Below are 19,839 nucleotides of genomic sequence, written 5' to 3'. Positions count from 1 at the left end.
TTTTTGAAACTCATATAGTGGATACAAGCCTATCTATAAAGAGGAGTGCAAGTATGAAACGCGTATCCACGATTACAGTCAAAAAACGAATCGTTACTGTTTTTCTTTTTGCCTTAATTATCTTAATTACCATCATACTCAGGTTGGCCTATGTCCAATTTGTAATGGGTGACGAATTGTTTGAAGAAGCGAATGAACTTTGGACAAGGGATATCCAATTTGCTCCAGAACGAGGGAAAATATTAGATATGAATGAAACCCCTCTTGCTGAAAATGTGACGGCTCCAACCGTTACAATTGTTCCGCGGCAAGTAACAGATCCTGAATCGACAGCAGAAGCGTTAGCAGGAGTGCTGCGCACTTCAGTTGATAAAGTGTATGAAACGATTACACGACAGGCTTCAAGTGTGACAATCCGGCCGGAGGGGATTAAGATTTCGGCTGAAGAGGAGAAAGCAATTCGTACGTTAAATCTCTCAGGTGTCTATTTGGCGAAAGATTCGAAAAGACATTACCCTTATGAAACTTCCCTTTCCCATGTGCTCGGTTTTACTGGTATCGATAACCAGGGATTAATGGGTCTAGAGCAATATTATGATGAAAAATTAAACGGGACGGCGGGCAGTTTATCATTCTTTTCCGATGCACGTGGTAACCGGTTAGATACACTTGCGGACGTGTATACCCCACCAAAGGATGGGTTGCATTTAAAAACGACGATTCATTCCCAAGTACAAGCAATCTTAGAACGGGAAATGGACTTAGCTGCTCTAAAGTATAATCCAGACGGCGCTATGGCCATCGCAGTCGACCCGAAAACTGGTGGTATTCTCGGAATGACGACAAGACCTAACTTTCATCCAGAATATTATCAGGAAGCAGATGCGGAAGTGTTTGACCGAAATCTTCCAATCTGGAGCACATATGAACCGGGATCTACTTTTAAAATCATTACCCTTGCTGCTGCATTGGAAGAAAAGATAGTTGATCTTCATGAAGATCATTTTGATGATGATGGAGATATTAATGTTGCTGGAACTCATATCCATTGTTGGAAAAGAGGAGGACACGGTCACCAAAGTTATCTTGAAGTCGTACAGAATTCCTGTAACCCTGGATTTGTGAATTTAGGGCAACTGCTTGGTACGGAGAGATTGTTTTCTTATATTGATGCATTTGGATTTGGTAAGAAAACAGGGATTGATTTGGAAGGAGAGGGAAATGGAATCCTCTTTAATCCTGAGAATGTAGGCCCACTTGAACTTGCTACGACAGCTTTCGGTCAAGGTGTGTCTGTAACTCCGATTCAACAGGTCATGGCTGTAGCAGCTGCTGTTAACGGCGGATTTTTATATGAGCCGTATATAGCTTCTGAATGGCTTGATCCGGTGACAGAAGAAGTTGTCGAAAGAATTGAACCGACCATTAAGCATCAGGTGATTGCGGAGGAAACGTCCGAAGAACTGCGATATGCACTTGAATCTGTAGTTGCACAGGGGACGGGCCGACCTGCATATGTTGAAGGGTACCGAGTGGGAGGAAAGACAGGAACCGCACAAAAAGTAGGTCCGGACGGTCGCTATATGCAAAATAACTATATTGTTTCTTTTATTGGGTTTGCTCCAGCCGATGATCCGGAGATTGTCGTCTATGTAGCTGTTGATAACCCGAAAAATACAGTTCAATTTGGAGGGGTTGTTGCAGCACCAATTGTCGGCAAGATTATCGGTGATAGTTTGCCGGTTATGGATGTTGAGAAGCGTTCAGATGGTCTGGAGAAAGAATATCAGTGGCCAGAGGAACCGCTTGTTGAAGTACCGGATTTAATTGGTCTAACACCACAAGAACTGTCAGAGTTTATGCTGAATTTATCTGTGGATGTTAGCGGAAGTGGCGGAAAGATTATTGATCAAGCTCCAAAACCAGGTGAAAAAGTGATGGAAGGAGCGAAAGTGCGGATATTTTTAAGTGACTAATCAAGCCTGCAGATTTGTCATCCTTTTCCCATCGGTATAGTTCTTAGGAGAAGGGTGAACCGATGAAATTAGGAGAATTGATTCAGGCGCTGCCATTTATAAGCTTAACGACAGAATCTGAGGAGATAGAGATTACTGCTATTCATACAGATTCGCGTCGTGTAACGCCAGGGAGTCTATTCACTTGTATAGAAGGTTTCCAGACAGATGGACATCTCTATGTCCAAGATGCGATTGAAAAGGGAGCAAAGGTCATAATTGCAGAGAAAAGAGTGAAAAGCACGGTTCCAGTCATTTATGTAAATAATTCGGTACGGGCTCTTGCAATTATAGTAAATACATTTTATGATTATCCTTCGACAAAGCTCCCCTTGATTGGGATAACCGGAACAAATGGAAAAACAACCGTCAGTTACCTTCTCGATGCATTGTATAACCATTTTGGAAAAAAGACCGGTGTGATTGGCACCATTCACAATAAAGTAGGTGACCGATACAGTGCAACAAGTAATACAACTCCAGATGCGCTCATCCTCCAACAACTCTTTCATGATATGCAGAATTCAAGAGTAGAACAAGTAATAATGGAAGTGTCTTCCCATGGTCTTGATTTGGGAAGGGTGTACGGCTGTGATTTTGACACGGTAATATTTACCAATTTAACGCAGGATCATTTGGATTATCATAAGAGTGAAGAGAATTACTTCTTTGCTAAAAGTCAATTATTCTCACGTCTCGGGAATACCTATGACGGCAGAAGGAAGTTTTCCGTTATCAATGCAGACGATCATTATGCGGAAACGCTGAAAAAAACAAGTGCTTTTCCAATCGTAACTTACGGTATCGAGCGTGAAGCAGATGTAATGGCTTATGATATTGAGCTTTTACCGGGCCGGACAATATTTCAATTGAAAACACCGGTCGGAACGGTTAAAATTACGAGTAGGCTTACTGGGAAGTTTAACATTTATAATATGCTTGCAGCGGGATCTGCTGCATTGGTTAACGGGATTCCTTTGCATATTATTAAAGATACGTTCGAGGTTGTCCCACCTATTCCAGGCAGGTTCGAGACGGTTGATTTCGGGCAGCCATTTGGTATTATTGTGGACTATGCGCATACTCCTCATGCGGTGAAAAACATTCTTGAAACATGTAAAGAAATAAAAACAGGTAAGCTCTATTGTGTACTTGGTTGCGGGGGTGACCGTGATCCGGAAAAACGGCCACTCATGGCGCAAGAAGCAATCAAGCACGCAGATTATGCAATTTTTACTTCTGATAATCCACGTACGGAAGACCCGCGAGCTATTCTTGACGACATGGTCCAGATTTTCGATGGGCATGTCCATAATTATGAAGTCATCATCGATCGATTGACGGCAATAGAAAAAGCAATGTCCGCTGCAGAAGCTGGAGACCTTGTAGTCATCGCAGGCAAAGGTCACGAAACGTACCAGGAGATTAATGGCAGGAAGTATCCATTCGATGACCGTGTTGTAGCTAAAAATGCGTTTTTAAATAAGGAGTTTTAACGATGTTATTTACAGTAAAAGAATTAAAGCAACTATTTACGAACAATCGAAAATCACTTGATGATTCAATTGCAATCGACCGAATTACAACAGACAGCCGGTCGAAAGTGGATCATTCTTTGTTTATCCCGATTGTCGGTGATCAGTTTAATGGTCACGATTATGTCGAACAAGCGATAGAAAATGGTGCGGTCGCAATCTTGTGGGATGAGCTGGAGAAGTTACCCCCTTCCATCCCGCTTGATTTTCCTGTCTTTTATACAAAAGACACAACAGAAGGTCTGCAAAAAATTGCTGCCTATTACAGAGACAAGATTAATCCAGTTGTGATTGGGATTACCGGATCTAATGGGAAGACAACTACGAAGGACCTGATAGCCGCGATTATGAAGACAACTTACCATACACATGCTACATTAGGAAACTTGAACAATCATATCGGCTTACCATTGACAATTCTTAGTATGCCCCGCGATACGGAAGTGCTTGTACTCGAGCTTGGAATGAGCGGGTACGGTGAAATTGATGTATTGACGAAAATTGCAAAGCCGGATTATGCAATTATTACGAATATCGGGGAATCACATATCGAATACCTCGGTTCAAGGGAAGGGATTGCCAAAGCCAAGCTTGAAATAATCAATGGGCTGAAAGAAGGCGGCAAGTTGATTGTTGATGGTGATGAACCTCTCTTACAAGCTATACATACGGACGATTCAGTGGATGTTATCAACTGTGGCTTTAATGCGGATAATGAGGTCCGCTTGGATGACGTAGATATTACAGTGGATGGGACATCTTTCACAAATGCTCACGGCCGCCGCTTCCAAGTGCCTCTCTTTGGTAAGCATCACGCAAAAAATGCTGGGTTCGCGCTTCAGATTGCCGAGTTACTGCATATATCTGAAGAGAAACAGGAAGCAGGCCTAAAAGAGCTGGCACATTCCGCCATGCGTTTTGAATTATTAAAGTCAAAACAAAATCAGGCAACCATTGTGAATGATTCGTACAACGCCTCTCCAACATCGATGAAAGCAGCGATAGAAGTAATTAAACAGATGGAAGGCTTCGATACGAAAATACTTGTACTAGGAGATATACTCGAGCTGGGAAATTATGCAGATGCACTGCACCGTTCGGTAGCCGAAGTGATTACTTCTCCAATCACTCATTTGTATACATATGGAGAAAAAGCAAAATTAATTACGGATAGTGTTCAGGAAAGTGAAATTCAGTGTAAACATTTCGAAACAAAAGAAGCATTAATAAACGAATTAAACCAGCACCTTACAAAGATGAGTCTTGTTTTATTTAAAGCGTCACGTGGCCTTCAGTTTGAAACAATGGTTGAAACTATCGTGATGAAGCAAGAAGATAAGGAGCAGTAATTGAGGAGGAACTTGATATGAGTATAACTACTTTAATAATGACGATAGGGATATCATTTTTAATTACTGTTCTTTTTTCGCCGCTTTTCATTCCATTTTTAAGAAGATTAAAGTTTGGACAAAGTATTCGCGAAGAAGGACCAGAATCACATCAAAAAAAGACTGGTACACCAACGATGGGTGGGATCATGATTGTATTAAGCATTATTATTACTTCACTGATCATGATCTGGAAAGTGAGCGGAGCAATCGGATACGAAATGTGGCTATTGTTGTTCGTTCTATTCGGTTACGGTCTCGTAGGTTTTCTGGATGATTTCATCAAAGTCGCACTGAAACGGAATCTCGGCTTAACCTCACTACAGAAATTAATCGGCCAAATTGTGATTGCTCTTTTATTCTTTTTCGTTTTACAGGCAAATGATTTTTCAACCTATATTCAAATCCCAGGGACGAACATCCAATGGGAACTTGGCTGGTTTTATGCCATTTTAGTTATTTTTATGCTTGTTGGTTCTTCTAACGCTGTCAATTTGACGGACGGATTGGATGGACTGCTTGCAGGAACAGCAGCTATAGCATTTGGTGCTTTTGCTATCTTAGCATTATACGGGATGCCGCAGAACGATATCGCGGTCTTTTCATTGGCAGCAGCAGGAGCACTGCTAGGCTTTCTTGTGTTCAATGCTCATCCTGCTAAAGTGTTTATGGGTGACACAGGATCCCTTGCACTTGGCGGAGCAATTGCCGCTGTAGCAATTCTTACAAAAATGGAAATACTGCTTGTTATTATCGGTGGTGTCTTTGTTATTGAGACGTTATCTGTTATTATCCAAGTGATTTCCTTTAAAACGACTGGTAAACGCGTCTTTAAAATGAGCCCATTACACCATCATTATGAGTTGATGGGATGGTCGGAATGGCGGGTTGTAACAACGTTCTGGCTAGTTGGCCTCGTGTTTGCCGCATTAGGGATTTTTATTGAGGTGGGCTTAAATTGAGAAAACTAAAAGCTTTTCCATATCATCATGTGCTTGTTCTTGGCTTGGCGAGAAGTGGAACAGCAGCTGCAAAAACATTACTCAAAAACGGTAAACAAGTAAGGGTAAACGACCAGCAATTGACGACTAAATCAACAGTGGTGCAAGATCTTATAGCACTCGGTGCAGAAATGGTTCTTGGTTCCCATCCATTGTCTGTCTTGGAAGGAATTGAGGTCGTTGTTAAAAACCCGGGTATTTCCTATGATAATCCTGTCTTAGTTGAAGCGGTTAAGCGAAATATTCCAATCGTAACGGAAATAGAAATAGCTTATCAGCTTGTTCCAGGTACATTAATCGGAATTACTGGTTCAAATGGAAAGACAACAACCACGACCCTAGCATCTAAAATGTTAAAGGAAAGCAAGCAACAGGTTAAAGTAGCTGGTAATATCGGTATCGTAGCTACTGAGGTTGCGGAAAGTTTATCAGATGATGAAACATTAGTTTTAGAGCTGTCTTCTTTCCAGCTTCAAGGTACAATAGATTTCCGACCGAATATTGCAGTCATCTTAAACATCTATCAAGCACATCTTGATTATCACAAATCACTCGAAAATTATAAGCAAGCGAAATACAATATATTCCGTAACCAGACAGAAGATGACTATTTAATCTATAATGCTGACGATCTGGATATCTCGTCAGCAGTAGTTGGAACAAAGGCAAGACGAATTCCGTTTTCTACTGCAAAGGAAGTTCAAAATGGTGCCTGGTCTGATGGCGAAGCGATTTATTTCCTAAACGAGAAGATTATCGACGTGGAAAAAATTGTTCTCGTTGGTGAGCACCATTTAGAGAATATCCTGGCAGCGATTTGTGCAGCGAAATTGGCAGGTGCAACGAATGAGGGGATTGAAAGAGTTTTAACAACCTTTGTAGGTGTAGAGCACCGTCTTCAATATGTAACAAATTTGAAGGGCCGATACTTTTATAATGATTCAAAAGCGACAAATATGCTCGCTACGGAAAAAGCATTAGCTTCCTTTAAACAGCCAACGATTTTACTTGCAGGCGGCCTGGATCGTGGGGATGATCTAAAAGGGCTGATTCCTCATTTGAAAAATGTAAAAGGCCTTGTAAGCTTTGGAGAGACGAAAGAAAAGTTTAAAGAAGTGGCAAGAGAAGCTGGGATTTCTACTGTTTTAACAGCGGAAAATGTGGAAGATGCTGTTCAAAAAGGTTACGGAATTTCAGAAGAAAATGATGTAATTTTACTGTCCCCAGCCTGTGCGAGTTGGGATCAATATCGTACATTTGAAGAAAGAGGTGACATGTTTATTCAAGCCGTGCATAAACTATTGTAGGGGCTTGGACAACATGAAGCTTGTGATAATAGATTTGAATTGCCCCCATTCTTTTGAGAAAGGGGTTTTTTCATGCTTAGGAATCTCACGAAGGCTGAAAATCGACCAGATGCCTTGCTGCTTACTGTTATTGCTGTGCTTTTAATTGTAGGGGTCGTGATGGTGTACAGTGCCTCACATGTTTGGTCGCTTTATAAATTCGGTGATGAGTTCTATTATTTAAAAAGACAGCTCTTGTTTGCAGGAGTTGGTTTTGTGGCGATGCTTTTTTTTATGCTTATCCCATATACAACATGGAAAAAGTACTCTAATTTTATTCTGCTTGGCTGTTTTATTTTACTTATCCTTGTGCTCATACCAGGAATTGGAATGGTTCGAGGAGGGGCGCGCAGCTGGATAGGTGTTGGTGCGTTTAGTATTCAGCCTTCTGAATTTATGAAACTGGGCTTGATTATTTTTCTTGCTGCACTTTTATCAGAGAAACAAAAATATATCACTTCTTTTACGAAAGGTTTTCTGCCTTCTTTACTCCTTATCTTTACAGCATTTGGTTTAATCATGCTGCAACCGGATTTAGGCACTGGTCTTGTATTAGTACTCACTTGCGTCATCATGCTTTTTATTGCTGGTGCAAGAATCTCCCATTTTGTAGGTTTAGGCTTAATCGGTTTGATTGGATTTGCTTTTTTAATTATATCGGCACCATACCGGATCAGCCGGATTGTTGCCTTTCTTAACCCTTGGGAAGATCCTCTTGGTGATGGTTTTCAAATTATCCAATCCTTGTATGCGATCGGGCCTGGAGGGCTGATGGGGCTTGGAATGGGCAATAGCTTACAAAAATACTTTTACTTACCGGAACCGCAAACTGATTTCATTTTTGCGATTCTTGCAGAAGAACTAGGTTTCATCGGCGGAGTAGGATTGATTCTGTTATTTTTCGTCTTGCTTTGGCGTGGAATTAAAATAGCTTTAGAGTCCATTGATCCATTTGCGAGGTACTTAGCTTTAGGAATTGTGGCGATGTTAATTATACAGGTGATGATAAATATTAGCGTCGTTATCGGCCTCATACCCGTCACAGGAATCACTCTGCCATTCTTAAGCTACGGGGGCTCATCCTTAACACTCACCCTCTGCTCCGTAGGCATCCTTCTGAACATCAGCATCCATTCCAAAATATAGCACTTGAGACAACCGGCGCAAAACTGTTTTTTACTGTTTACTCTCATTCAGCGTTAGTATTTTGCACGTTCTCATGGTTCACTCTCTAATCGCCGTTCAGTTGCCCGGTGGACGGATGCTTTCCGCGGGCACTTCTGAAGCCGCCTGCGGAAAGCGAGAGGTGTCTGGACTGCGGACTTCCAGTAGAAAGTTTCGGAGTTACGCACACTTACGCTGAATGAGAGCGTTCAACAGTCATTTTGAAAAAAAGACTTTAATAGTTATGCCCGGGTACATGCTCCAGAGATTGCGGATTTTCAGTTGAAGCATCTGAATCTCCTCTAAATCTGCTTCAGATTAATTCCGATTAACATGAAAATGAGTATGCAAGGCAGTAGCAACTTTAGTGAAAGTGTAGGTTTATTTGTTTTACCAGTAAAAACTTTCAAATCTATGACAAGTAAACTATCGATTACATCCTAATCTATGATATAATTCTAATAACCTGATAACAAAGTCGAATTTATAAACAGGTTTGTTATCAGCAATAAAAATTGAAAATAATATGATTTAGTATGCTGACAAAGGAAGAAATGGAGATGAATAAAAACAATAAGAATATTGTTTCCATTGAGGACCGTATTCCAAAATTAAAAGAAGCCCGGAAGAAGAAAGCGAATCGGCGTTTAGTTTTTTACATGACGATCTTTTTCTTCCTTATCTCGATAATCATTTACCTTCAATCACCATTAAGTGAGGTAAAACAAGTAACGGTTCAGAATAACGCTTTTGTCCCAGATGAGGAGATTGTGGAAATCAGTGGTCTATCTGAGAAGCAAAACATTTGGGCAATTGATTTTGCAGCTGTCGAAGAAACGTTGGAGAATAATCCGATAATAGATACGGTGACGGTAGACAGGAAATTGCCAAGTACGGTTGTAATCACAGTACAAGAGAAAGAAATTATCGGAATCCTTGAAACGGAAGAAGGAACCTATCTTCCGGTGCTCGAAAGCGGCGAACTGCTGGAAATGGTTGAATATCAGTCATTCACGGGTGAAGCTCCGTTATTAATTGGATTTACAGATCAAGAATACCTCGCTAAGGCTGCAAATGAATTGAATAAATTGCCAAAAGATATTTTAGACTTAATATCTGAGATGTACTGGCAACCAACAGAAGATAATAAAAATAATGTATTATTTTATATGAACGATGGTTTTATTGTACAAAGCTCGATTCGAGATTTTGCAGATGGTATGACGATCTATCCTTCTGTCGTTTCCCAGCTCGATCCTGAAGTAAAGGGTGTTATACATATGGGAGTTGGGGTTTATTTTGAAGCTTTCGATGCAGAGGATGAAGAAGTGAATGCGGATGATGAAGAATTGATGGGTGAATCTGAAACAGGAGAATCAGAAGAATAAAACGGATGACTGTTTAATTATCCAGCAAAAACGTCAACAAATGAATGAATTACACGAAAAGTATAGGAGTTGACAAGTTTATTTTCTTATTTTAAAGGAAATCATCTTTGTCATGTTGAATTAATAATTAATGAGACTAAGAAAAATACAAACTTTAATAGAGAATAATCTGTTCATGATTTTGAACGGTTATGTTGAATGAGGGGGTGCCTTTTCTTTGAATAATAGCGAAATTCTAGTAAGTTTAGATATTGGAACAACCAAAATTAAAGTTATTATCGGAGAAGTATTGAATGATTCATTGAATATAATCGGGGTTGGCACTGCCAAGTCCCTAGGTATGAAAAAAGGTGCGATTGTTGATATTGACCAAACGGTACAATCCATTCGGAATGCAGTTGAGCAAGCAGAAAGAATGGTTGGTATGGAAATTAACCGGGTCGTGGTCGGTGTAAATGGAAATCATATTTGGCTGCAGGCTTGTCATGGTGTAGTAGCTGTCCAAAGTGAAGACAGGGAAATCACAGATGAGGACGTTACAAGAGTATTGGACGGAGCGCAAGTTGTTTCAATTCCCCCAGAAAGGGAAATTATCGATGTGGTTCCGGAACAATTTATTGTAGATGGCTTGGATGGAATCACTGACCCGCGAGGAATGATTGGTGTTCGTCTCGAAATGGAAGGGACATTGATTACCTGTTCGAAAACTGTGTTACATAATACACTGAAATGTGTAGAACGGGCAGGACTTGAGGTATCAGATATTTGTCTGTCACCATTAGCTGCGGGTTCTGTAGCGCTGTCTGATGATGAAAAAAACATGGGTGTAGCCCTTATTGATGTAGGTGGCGGCTGTACGACTGTATCCATTTTTGAAAATGATTATCTCGTTGCGACAAGTACAATTGCCCTTGGCGGGGACAATATTACGAAAGATTTGTCCATTGGCCTTCGTACATCAACAGAGGAAGCAGAAGATATTAAGCTTAATCACGGTTACGCCTATTACGATGAAGCGAACGAAGAAGAAACATTTGACGTTTCCATAATTGGCAGTGATAAGAGACAAACGTATAATCAGTTACAGATTTCTGATATGATTGAGGCTAGAATAGAAGAAATATTTGAGTTTGCTGATCGAGAAATTAGACGTATGGGCTTCCATGAATTACCGGGCGGATTTGTTTTAACCGGCGGGACCATGGCGATGCCCGGAGTTTTAGAACTTGCTCAAAACTTATTCTACTCAAATGTCCGTATTGCAATTCCGGATTACATAGGTGTAAGGGAACCGCTTTATACAACAGGTGTCGGTATATTGCAATTTGCATATCGAAATGCGAAAATCCAAGGGAAACAGTTATATCCATCTGTTACCGAAGTGGAGCACGAACCAAAAGCAAAACGGAATCCAAAACAAGTCAAATTGAAAGAACCAAAAGAGAAGAAGAAAAAGAAAGAATCTGGGATTGCTAATCTATTTAAATATTTCTTTGATTGATTCAAAGATTAAGATGAATCAGCTTCTTAAACATCTGTAATTTTGCATATTAGGAGGAACGAAGTATGTTGGAATTTGATACAAATATGGAGGAACTAGCGAAAATAAAAGTTGTCGGCGCCGGGGGTGGCGGGAACAACGCAGTTAACCGTATGATTGAGCACGGAGTGGAAGGCGTGGAATTTATCGCTGTTAACACAGACGCTCAAGCTTTAAATTTATCTAAAGCGGAAGTTAAAGTTCAGATCGGAGCGAAATTAACTCGTGGTCTTGGAGCAGGCGCGAACCCGGAAGTTGGAAAGAAGGCAGCAGAGGAAAGTAAAGAACAATTAGAAGAAGTACTTTCCGGAGCTGATATGATTTTTGTAACTGCTGGAATGGGTGGGGGGACAGGTACAGGTGCTGCACCGGTAATCGCACAAATCGCGAAAGAACTTGGAGCATTAACCGTTGGTGTTGTGACTCGTCCATTCTCCTTTGAAGGCAGGCGCAGAGCAAACCAGGCTATTTCCGGGATTGAGACATTAAAGAGTAATGTAGATACATTGATCGTTATTCCAAATGATCGGCTGCTTGAAATTGTCGATAAAAACACCCCAATGCTGGAAGCGTTCCGTGAAGCGGATAACATTCTAAGACAAGGGGTACAAGGTATCTCCGACTTAATTGCGAAGCCAGGTCTGATCAACGTAGACTTTGCCGACGTTAAAACAATTATGTTTGATAAAGGTTCTGCTTTAATGGGAATCGGAATCGCAACCGGAGAAACAAGAGCGACAGAAGCGGCGAAGAAAGCTATTTCCAGCCCGCTTCTTGAAACATCGGTTGATGGTGCTCACGGTATTTTGATGAATATTACCGGTGGAACGAGCTTGAGTCTGTATGAAGTACAAGAGGCAGCAGACCTTGTAACGAATGCAGCGGATGAAGAAGTGAACGTTATCTTCGGTTCTGTTATTAATGAAAGTCTGAACGATGAAATCGTCGTTACGGTAATTGCAACAGGTTTCGATGAAAACGCGCAAAAGTCGAATAAACCGAAAAGGGATGCGCGACCTTCTATTGCAGAAAGACAGCAAGCAGCAAGCCGTGCGCCGGAAGAACAACCACAACGAGAAACAAAGCCGAATAATCCGCGCCCTAAAATAGAAGAAGACGAACTCGATATTCCAACGTTCTTAAGAAATCGTAACCGTAATCGTTAATCTAACAATTGAATTTAAAAAAGCCGGAACGAAACTTATTTTCAAGTTTTGTTCCGGCTTTTTTTGCTGGCCAATTTCCCGGTATCCTCCTTCCGACAAACCCCGAATAATTTAGTGAAAAGAAGTTGTTTATCGCAGACAAGAACTGACAGACTTTTCTAAGTAGCTAGGCTATACTTCAATTTACACCACGCATGAGCCCATCACGAATCAAACCAGGAGAAAGGGAGAGTGTATTGGCTATCTATCTTGATGCGGTATGGTTACTCAACTTTTTGCTGGATTACATGTTGCTGTTACTGACAGATAAGTTAGCAAAATTACATACAAGCCGTTACCGTTTAGCTTTCGGCGCATTGGTCGCCTCACTTATTGTACCGCTATCGATTTACTATCCAGATTCCTTTTTCACGAGTGTAATCGGCAAAGTCATCTTTTCCATTTTTATTATGACGAGCAGTTTCGGTTATAAAACAATTTATCGATTAGTGAAATTGCTTACTTTATTTTACATGATGAGTTTCGCTATAGGTGGGGGGTTGATTGCCCTTCACTTTCTCATTCATCAGCCAATCACGGTTTCTGGAAATGGATTCATCACCTATAACAGAGGATTTGGTGATCCGTTAAGCTGGTTGTTCATCGTGGTTTGTTTCCCGCTTGTTTGGATTTTTACGAAACAGCGCATGGACAAGCACGTACAAGAAAAGATTCGTTATGATGCGACGATCCCAGTGACATTAAAAATGAATGGGGTGAGTCATTCCACAAAAAGTTTTATTGATAGCGGTAATCAGCTTGTCGACCCATTTACTAAAAAACCTGTCATCATTTGTGATGAAACATTTTTAGCTCATTGGTTTGACAAAGAGGACTGGGGAAAGTTAAAAATCGCTCATGAGGCGCTCGATATGGATAAGATTCCCGATGAGTGGGTTGATCGTTTACGAATTATTCCATATCAAGGTGTTGAAGGGGGGAATGGTTTTTTATTCACAATTATACCTGACGAAATTACGATTTATTATGATAAAAAAGAAATTTATGCGACGAATTTTCTCGTTGGAATTCAATTTGGAAATTTAACCGGAGACGGGAGCTATCATTGCTTGTTGCAGCCAGAACTAATTAAAACGGCTATTCATTATTCAGCATAATAGAAAGGGTAGATGGACATGTGGAAGTTGCGTTTACGGATGTTGTGGTATCGCTTATTATTTAAATTAAAAATAAAATCAAGTGAGATTTACTATATCGGCGGGAAAGAAGCGCTGCCTCCTCCACTCAATAAAGAAGAAGAAGCAGAACTTCTAAAACGATTAACAAAGGGAGATCAATCAGCGAGAGCAGTGTTGATTGAACGAAACTTGCGCCTTGTCGTGTATATTGCCCGAAAATTTGAAAACACAGGTATCAACATTGAAGATTTAATTAGTATTGGAACGATTGGTTTGATTAAAGCAGTAAATACATTCAAACCAGAAAAGAAGATAAAACTAGCAACATATGCTTCCCGCTGCATTGAAAATGAAATTTTAATGTACTTGCGACGCACAAACAAATTGAAATCCGAAATCTCGTTCGATGAACCATTAAACATTGATTGGGACGGCAATGAATTATTGCTATCCGACGTACTTGGAACAGAGGAAGACATTATTACGAAGAATCTTGAGTCTACGGTCGATAAAAACTTATTACGGGACGCCTTATCGCAGCTTAATAAACGGGAACAACAAATTATGATGTTACGCTTCGGACTCCAAGGCCAAGAAGAGAAAACACAGAAAGATGTAGCGGATATGTTAGGTATTTCGCAATCTTATATTTCAAGGTTAGAAAAGAAAATTATCCGCAGGCTCCAAAAAGAATTTAATAAAATGATGTAACCACTTATTGGACCTGACCTCGTTAGGTTTTTCCAGTTTCTTACTTTTATCAACCTGCATAAAAATCCTTTTAGAGGGAGATACTGTCCTTGACAGCATCGACATCTGGGAGGGTTGAGCAGATATGGCTAGACATAAAGTAGAGATTTGTGGTGTAGATACATCGAAACTGCCTGTACTTAAGAATGAAGAAATGAAAAAATTATTTATAAGACTTCAGCAAGAAGATGATCTCTCGGCGCGGGAAGAGTTGGTAAATGGAAATTTACGACTTGTGTTAAGCGTCATTCAACGCTTCAACAACCGCGGAGAATATGTTGATGATTTATTTCAAGTCGGTTGTATTGGTTTAATGAAATCGATTGATAACTTTGACTTAGGACATAATGTGCGCTTCTCCACTTATGCGGTTCCGATGATTATCGGTGAAATCCGTCGTTATCTCAGAGATAATAATCCAATACGTGTATCCCGTTCACTTCGGGATATTGCTTATAAATCCCTGCAAGCAAGGGAACTCTTGATGAGTAAAACCTCAAGAGAACCGACACATAAAGAAATAGCGGAAGAAACAGGAATTCCTGAAGAAGATATCGTCTTCGCTCTTGACGCGATTCAAGAACCAGTGTCCTTATTCGAACCGATATATAATGATGGAGGCGACCCTATTTATGTCGTCGATCAAATAAGTGATGAGAAAGACAAGGCGACGAACTGGGATGATAAAATATCCCTGAAAGAAGGAATTGTTCAATTAAATGAACGAGAAAAAATGATTGTTAATAAACGATTTTTCCAGGGCAAAACACAAATGGAAGTCGCTGAAGAAATCGGGATATCACAAGCCCAAGTATCGCGGCTTGAGAAAGCAGCAATTAAACAAATGAATAAACGAATGTTTGAATAATTAATCAAAAGCAGGCATCCACCTGCTTTTTTTCTTTTGTCTTAAAATAGGTTGTACCGAGCATATAGTATAATAAGAGGGGTGAGATCATGATACGGCTATCTGAATTGCAGATGAAAGAAGTTATTTCTGTGGTGGACGGAAGAAGATTAGGCTTCATCATTGACTTGGAAATTGATGTGCGAACGGGTAGAATTATTTCGCTCATTCTCGCAGACCGGGATACGAAGGGCGGCTTTTTTGGAAAGGCGGAGGAGATTCAAGTGTTATGGAAGCAAATTTTACGAATTGGGACAGACGTTATATTAGTGAAAGAATCGGCTGATCAGCGTACATTAATGCTTCCTTAAAAAGAAGTGTAGATTTAGGGGTTATCTACTAGACAAAATATGATAAAATGAAACAAAGTAGAGGGGGCGTGCTTGGGAATGGAACCTTTTATTATCAAAGAAAAGCAGTTAATGCGGCTTATTAATTGGAAAGAATTATCGCAAGACTTAGTTGCTGGAATTTCCACAAAAAATGGCGGTGTCAGTCAAGGAGATTTTTCAAGCTTTAATTGCGGCCTCCATGTCCATGATTCAATAGAGAATGTGTTAGACAACCGAAGAACCCTTAGTGACCTAACGGGCTTCCCCTTAGAAAACTGGGTTGCCGGCGAACAAGTTCATGGGAAAAAAGTGCAACTTGTAACCGCTTCGGATAAAGGGAAAGGCGCTATATCGACAGCTACAGCTTTAAAGAACGTTGATGGCATATTGACAAAGGAAAAAGGCATTATGCTTACGGCATTTTTCGCAGACTGTATTCCATTGTTCTTTTACGACCCGGAAGAAAAAATAATTGGGATTGCACATGCCGGCTGGAAGGGTACGGTAAAGGAAATAGCAAAAGAAATGGTTGCTCAGTTTGCAGCAAATGGCTCGGTGCGGGAGAATATTCTCGTTACAATTGGACCAGGCATCTCTTGGAATCATTATGAAGTAGATGAGTATGTTGCATCCCAAATTACGAAAGATGTTCGAGACAAGGTTCTGACTGTAAAGAGTGACAATCACTATTTATTGGATCTGAAAGAGTTAAACAGGGAAATCCTTTTACATTGTGGAATATTAAGGCATAATATAGATATGACAAATTATTGTACGTATCGGGAGCATGATTTATTTTTCTCCCATCGGCGTGACCAAGGACGAACAGGTCGAATGCTCGGGTTCATTGGTATGCTGGAATAATGTTATGAAGGAGTTTGTATAGAAAATGGTAGTAGCAACGAATCTTGAGGAGATTACAAATAATATTACGGCAGCATGTGAACGCAGTAATCGGAATAAGGAAGATATTTCATTAATTGCTGTAACGAAATATGTTACAATTGAACGAAATAAAGAATTAGTTGCAGCAGGGATTAAAAATTTTGGAGAAAATCGTACAGAAGGATTTTTGAAAAAATACGAAGCAGTTGGAGAAGAGGCAGCTTGGCATTTTATCGGTACACTTCAGTCTCGAAAGGTAAAAGATATTATCGATAAAGTTGATATGATTCATTCCCTTGACCGGGTATCACTTGCTAAAGAAATAAATAAGCGTGCATCTAACCCTATCGATTGTTTCGTACAAGTTAATGTGAGTGAAGAAGAGACAAAGCACGGTCTGAAAGTTGAAGAAGTAGAAACCTTCATTCAGGAAATCGAAAAGTATGAAAAGGTAAGAATTGTTGGCTTGATGACAATGGCGCCATATGTGGAAGATAAGGAATTAATTCGTCGCGTCTTCCGTGAACTTGCGACATTAAGGGATACAATAAGGGATAAAAAGTTACTCCACGCACCATGCGATTATTTATCCATGGGAATGAGTAATGATTATGAGATTGCAATTGAAGAAGGTGCAACCCATATTCGCATCGGTTCGAAATTAGTCGGTGAATAAGCCTACCCTTTAAGAAGAGGTGAAAAATATGAGTTTTAAAAATAAGATTAAAAACTACTTTACAATGGACGATGAGTATGAATACGAGTATATTGAAGAAGACAGCGTACCGGAGAAAATAACGCCGAAGCAAAAGTCTCAGAACGTAGTGAACCTCCAAAGTGTTCAGCAACCAGCTCAGAGAGTTGTCCTCTGTGAGCCAAGGTCCTATAATGAAGCACAGGAAATCGCTGATAATATAGTCAATAAGCGTTCCGTTGTGATTAATTTGCAAAGGGTGGAAGGTCACCAGGCAAAACGGATTGTCGATTTTTTAAGCGGAACAGTTTATGCACTAAATGGTGACATTCAGAAACTCGGTGCAGAAACATTTCTGTGTACACCTGAAAGTGTTGATGTTACAGGGTCGATTTCTGAGTCCTATTTGTATGATGACGAAATTTAAAAAGAAAGGTAGTTTTTGATGGAGCAACTCTTAGGTCTCTTTAGTTTTGCAATCTATATTTATTCTTGGGTTTTGATTATCTATATTTTAATGTCTTGGTTTCCGGGAGCCAGGGAATCTTCATTTGGAGAATTAATTGGAAGAATCGCAGAACCGTACTTGGAAATATTCAGGCGTTTCATTCCGCCGCTAGGAATGATCGATATCTCCCCAATCGTAGCGATTATCGTTCTGCGTTTTGCCGGAATGGGATTAGATACCTTCTTCCGGATGTTTTTCTAAAGTAATTGCAATTAAAGGAAGTATGAAATGGATATTTATCAGCACTTTCGTAAAGATGAAGCCCCGTTCATTGACCAGGTCCTCTCTTGGAAAGATCAAGTGGAACGGAGCTATATTTCGAAGCTTACCGATTTTCTCGATCCACGTGAGCAGCAAATTGTTGAAACAATAATTGGTGCGGGAAACGACGAACTGCAAATCGCCGCATTCGGTGGTTCCCCGCATACAGAAAGAAAAAGAATGATCATCGCACCATTCTATGAAGAAATAACCGAGGAGAGTTACCAGCTAATCCTTCTGGAGGCAACCTATCAGGAGAAATTTGTTTCACTGACACACCGGGATGCGATGGGTGCTTTTTTATCATCAGGTGTGAAGCGTGAAAAACTTGGAGACATTTTTGTTGCAAATGGACTCCTTCAAATTATTGTTGCAGCTGAAATAAGTCCCTATATCGTAATGAATCTGACATCGGTAAAAAACGCAAAAATAAAACTGACAGAAAAAGAACTGGCAAATGTCAGTATACCCCGTCCAAATTGGGTGGAATCTAGTCAGACAGTATCCTCTCTCCGGCTGGACGCCGTGTTGAAGGAAGTTTACCGCATATCGCGTAGTGCTAGTCAGCAAGCAATCGAGCGACAACAAGTGAAAGTGAACCATAAAGTGGTTCAGGACACGAAGTTTCTTTTGGAAGCGGGCGACTTATTGTCGTTTCGAGGCAAGGGGCGAAGTAAAATAGTACGGATAGAAGGGCAGACAAAGAAAGAAAAATGGCGGATCACTACTGCGACTTTGGAATAAAATAATCTTTTTAAGCAGGATTTTTTTATTTTCTGTCGAATTATAAAGTGAATCATATTAAAATAAATGGATAGAATTTCTTATACTTAAGGAGGTGGCCTTAGTGCCGTTAACACCGTTAGATATTCATAATAAAGAGTTTTCTAGAAAAATTCGTGGATTTGATGAAGATGAGGTCAATGAATTTCTTGACCAAGTTGTGAAAGACTACGAAATGGTCATCAGAGAGAAGAAGAATTTAGAAGAGAAAGTGGACAAGCTTGAAGAAAAGTTAGGTCATTTCACGAATATCGAGGAGACTTTAAATAGATCGATCCTTGTTGCCCAGGAAACTGCCGAGGAAGTGAAAGGCAATGCTACAAAAGAATCGAAATTAATCATAAAAGAAGCTGAAAAGAATGCTGATCGTATCATTAATGAAGCGCTAAGCAAATCAAGACGAATTGCAATGGATGTAGAAGAACTAAAGAAACAAGCGAAAGTATTCCGCACTCGCTTGAAAATGATCGTGGAAGCACAGCTGGATATGATTGAAACAGAGGATTGGGACGATCTGTTCGAAGCTGAAATTAGCGATGAAGATGAATTGTTGAAAAATAACGCATAGCAGGCTTGACGTCAACGGAATTTTTACATATAATTCATACAAGTAAACATTATGTGAAACATACAATGACGGAGACAGTATAAAAGCAAATGTCTGATAAGCGAGTCAGGGATCGGTGCAAGCCTGATACAGATAACTTTTAGAAAATCACTCCTGATGTATCCACTATGAAATGACAGTAATAGTGGCCGGCTCATCACCGTTAAGAGATTCTTGAGTGAATTTAAATATGTTATTTAAATTTATAAGGGTGGTACCGCGAGTCTTCTCGTCCCTTTTGGGATAGAGAGGACTTTTTTATTACCACGCAACTTTCATACAAAAGACAATTGCTTTCAGTCAGCGTAAGTGTGCCAAACTCCGAAACTTTCTACTGGAGGTCCGCAGTCCAGACACCTCTCGCACCTGCTGAGCGGCTGGTGAGCCTCCA

The 19,839-nt window shown here is 40.2% G+C and carries 19 protein-coding genes and 1 other annotated feature; all 19 genes read left to right on the top strand.

Going from position 1 to position 19,839, the window contains the following annotated elements:
- The first annotated feature begins 53 nt into the window (after positions 1–53).
- Complete coding sequence (locus L3V42_RS08220) at positions 54–1,976, top strand: stage V sporulation protein D (RefSeq protein ID WP_238471745.1); 1,923 nt, start codon at positions 54–56, stop codon at positions 1,974–1,976.
- 62 nt (positions 1,977–2,038) lie between these two features.
- The gene (locus tag L3V42_RS08215; RefSeq protein ID WP_235761650.1) at positions 2,039–3,511 is read left to right on the top strand and encodes a UDP-N-acetylmuramoyl-L-alanyl-D-glutamate--2,6-diaminopimelate ligase; all 1,473 of its coding nucleotides are present in this window, start codon (positions 2,039–2,041) and stop codon (positions 3,509–3,511) included.
- Positions 3,512–3,513: 2 nt separating this feature from the next.
- Entirely contained in the window at positions 3,514–4,899 is a 1,386-nt protein-coding gene (locus L3V42_RS08210) for a UDP-N-acetylmuramoyl-tripeptide--D-alanyl-D-alanine ligase (RefSeq protein WP_238471744.1), read from the top strand.
- 17 nt (positions 4,900–4,916) lie between these two features.
- Entirely contained in the window at positions 4,917–5,900 is a 984-nt protein-coding gene (gene mraY / locus L3V42_RS08205; RefSeq protein WP_238471743.1) for a phospho-N-acetylmuramoyl-pentapeptide-transferase, read from the top strand.
- A complete protein-coding gene (murD, locus tag L3V42_RS08200) occupies positions 5,897–7,246 on the top strand; it encodes a UDP-N-acetylmuramoyl-L-alanine--D-glutamate ligase (RefSeq protein WP_238471742.1) in 1,350 nt (449 codons plus the stop codon). Before mraY ends, murD begins: the two co-directional genes overlap by 4 nt.
- 72 nt (positions 7,247–7,318) lie before the next feature.
- The gene (gene spoVE / locus L3V42_RS08195) at positions 7,319–8,431 is read left to right on the top strand and encodes a stage V sporulation protein E (protein WP_235761646.1); all 1,113 of its coding nucleotides are present in this window, start codon (positions 7,319–7,321) and stop codon (positions 8,429–8,431) included.
- A gap of 578 nt (positions 8,432–9,009) precedes the next feature.
- A complete protein-coding gene (locus tag L3V42_RS08190; protein ID WP_238471741.1) occupies positions 9,010–9,837 on the top strand; it encodes a cell division protein FtsQ/DivIB in 828 nt (275 codons plus the stop codon).
- 217 nt (positions 9,838–10,054) lie between these two features.
- Positions 10,055–11,338, top strand: coding sequence for a cell division protein FtsA (gene ftsA / locus L3V42_RS08185; protein WP_235761644.1), 1,284 nt, complete (start codon positions 10,055–10,057; stop codon positions 11,336–11,338).
- Positions 11,339–11,403: 65 nt separating this feature from the next.
- Positions 11,404–12,543 carry a cell division protein FtsZ gene (ftsZ, locus tag L3V42_RS08180; protein WP_235761643.1) on the top strand — a complete coding sequence of 380 codons (1,140 nt, stop codon included), beginning with the start codon at positions 11,404–11,406 and terminating at the stop codon, positions 12,541–12,543.
- Positions 12,544–12,779: 236 nt separating this feature from the next.
- Positions 12,780–13,700 carry a sigma-E processing peptidase SpoIIGA gene (spoIIGA, locus tag L3V42_RS08175; protein WP_238471740.1) on the top strand — a complete coding sequence of 307 codons (921 nt, stop codon included), beginning with the start codon at positions 12,780–12,782 and terminating at the stop codon, positions 13,698–13,700.
- A gap of 12 nt (positions 13,701–13,712) precedes the next feature.
- Positions 13,713–14,432, top strand: a complete 720-nt coding sequence (gene sigE, locus L3V42_RS08170; RefSeq protein WP_235761641.1) for an RNA polymerase sporulation sigma factor SigE — start codon at positions 13,713–13,715, stop codon at positions 14,430–14,432.
- 124 nt (positions 14,433–14,556) lie between these two features.
- Positions 14,557–15,339: an RNA polymerase sporulation sigma factor SigG gene (sigG, locus tag L3V42_RS08165; protein WP_235761640.1), complete on the top strand. Its 783-nt coding sequence runs from the start codon at positions 14,557–14,559 to the stop codon at positions 15,337–15,339.
- Between the two features lie 89 nt (positions 15,340–15,428).
- Complete coding sequence (locus L3V42_RS08160; RefSeq protein WP_235761639.1) at positions 15,429–15,689, top strand: YlmC/YmxH family sporulation protein; 261 nt, start codon at positions 15,429–15,431, stop codon at positions 15,687–15,689.
- A 78-nt stretch (positions 15,690–15,767) separates the two neighbouring features.
- Positions 15,768–16,574, top strand: coding sequence for a peptidoglycan editing factor PgeF (gene pgeF, locus L3V42_RS08155; protein ID WP_235761638.1), 807 nt, complete (start codon positions 15,768–15,770; stop codon positions 16,572–16,574).
- A gap of 25 nt (positions 16,575–16,599) precedes the next feature.
- Positions 16,600–17,271, top strand: coding sequence for a YggS family pyridoxal phosphate-dependent enzyme (locus tag L3V42_RS08150; RefSeq protein ID WP_238471739.1), 672 nt, complete (start codon positions 16,600–16,602; stop codon positions 17,269–17,271).
- A 28-nt stretch (positions 17,272–17,299) separates the two neighbouring features.
- Positions 17,300–17,716: a cell division protein SepF gene (locus L3V42_RS08145; RefSeq protein ID WP_235761636.1), complete on the top strand. Its 417-nt coding sequence runs from the start codon at positions 17,300–17,302 to the stop codon at positions 17,714–17,716.
- Positions 17,717–17,734: 18 nt separating this feature from the next.
- Complete coding sequence (locus tag L3V42_RS08140) at positions 17,735–17,998, top strand: YggT family protein (protein WP_235761635.1); 264 nt, start codon at positions 17,735–17,737, stop codon at positions 17,996–17,998.
- Between the two features lie 27 nt (positions 17,999–18,025).
- Positions 18,026–18,802 carry a YlmH family RNA-binding protein gene (locus L3V42_RS08135; RefSeq protein WP_235761634.1) on the top strand — a complete coding sequence of 259 codons (777 nt, stop codon included), beginning with the start codon at positions 18,026–18,028 and terminating at the stop codon, positions 18,800–18,802.
- A 103-nt stretch (positions 18,803–18,905) separates the two neighbouring features.
- Positions 18,906–19,409 carry a DivIVA domain-containing protein gene (locus tag L3V42_RS08130; protein WP_235761633.1) on the top strand — a complete coding sequence of 168 codons (504 nt, stop codon included), beginning with the start codon at positions 18,906–18,908 and terminating at the stop codon, positions 19,407–19,409.
- 56 nt (positions 19,410–19,465) lie between these two features.
- Positions 19,466–19,688, top strand: a binding site (T-box leader).
- Positions 19,689–19,839 lie beyond the last annotated feature (151 nt).

The organism is Oceanobacillus alkalisoli (genome assembly GCF_022213125.1).
Lineage (GTDB): Bacteria > Bacillota > Bacilli > Bacillales > Amphibacillaceae > Oceanobacillus > Oceanobacillus alkalisoli.
Note: the sequence above shows the minus strand (reverse complement) of the source record. Positions and strands in the feature narration are given on the sequence as shown.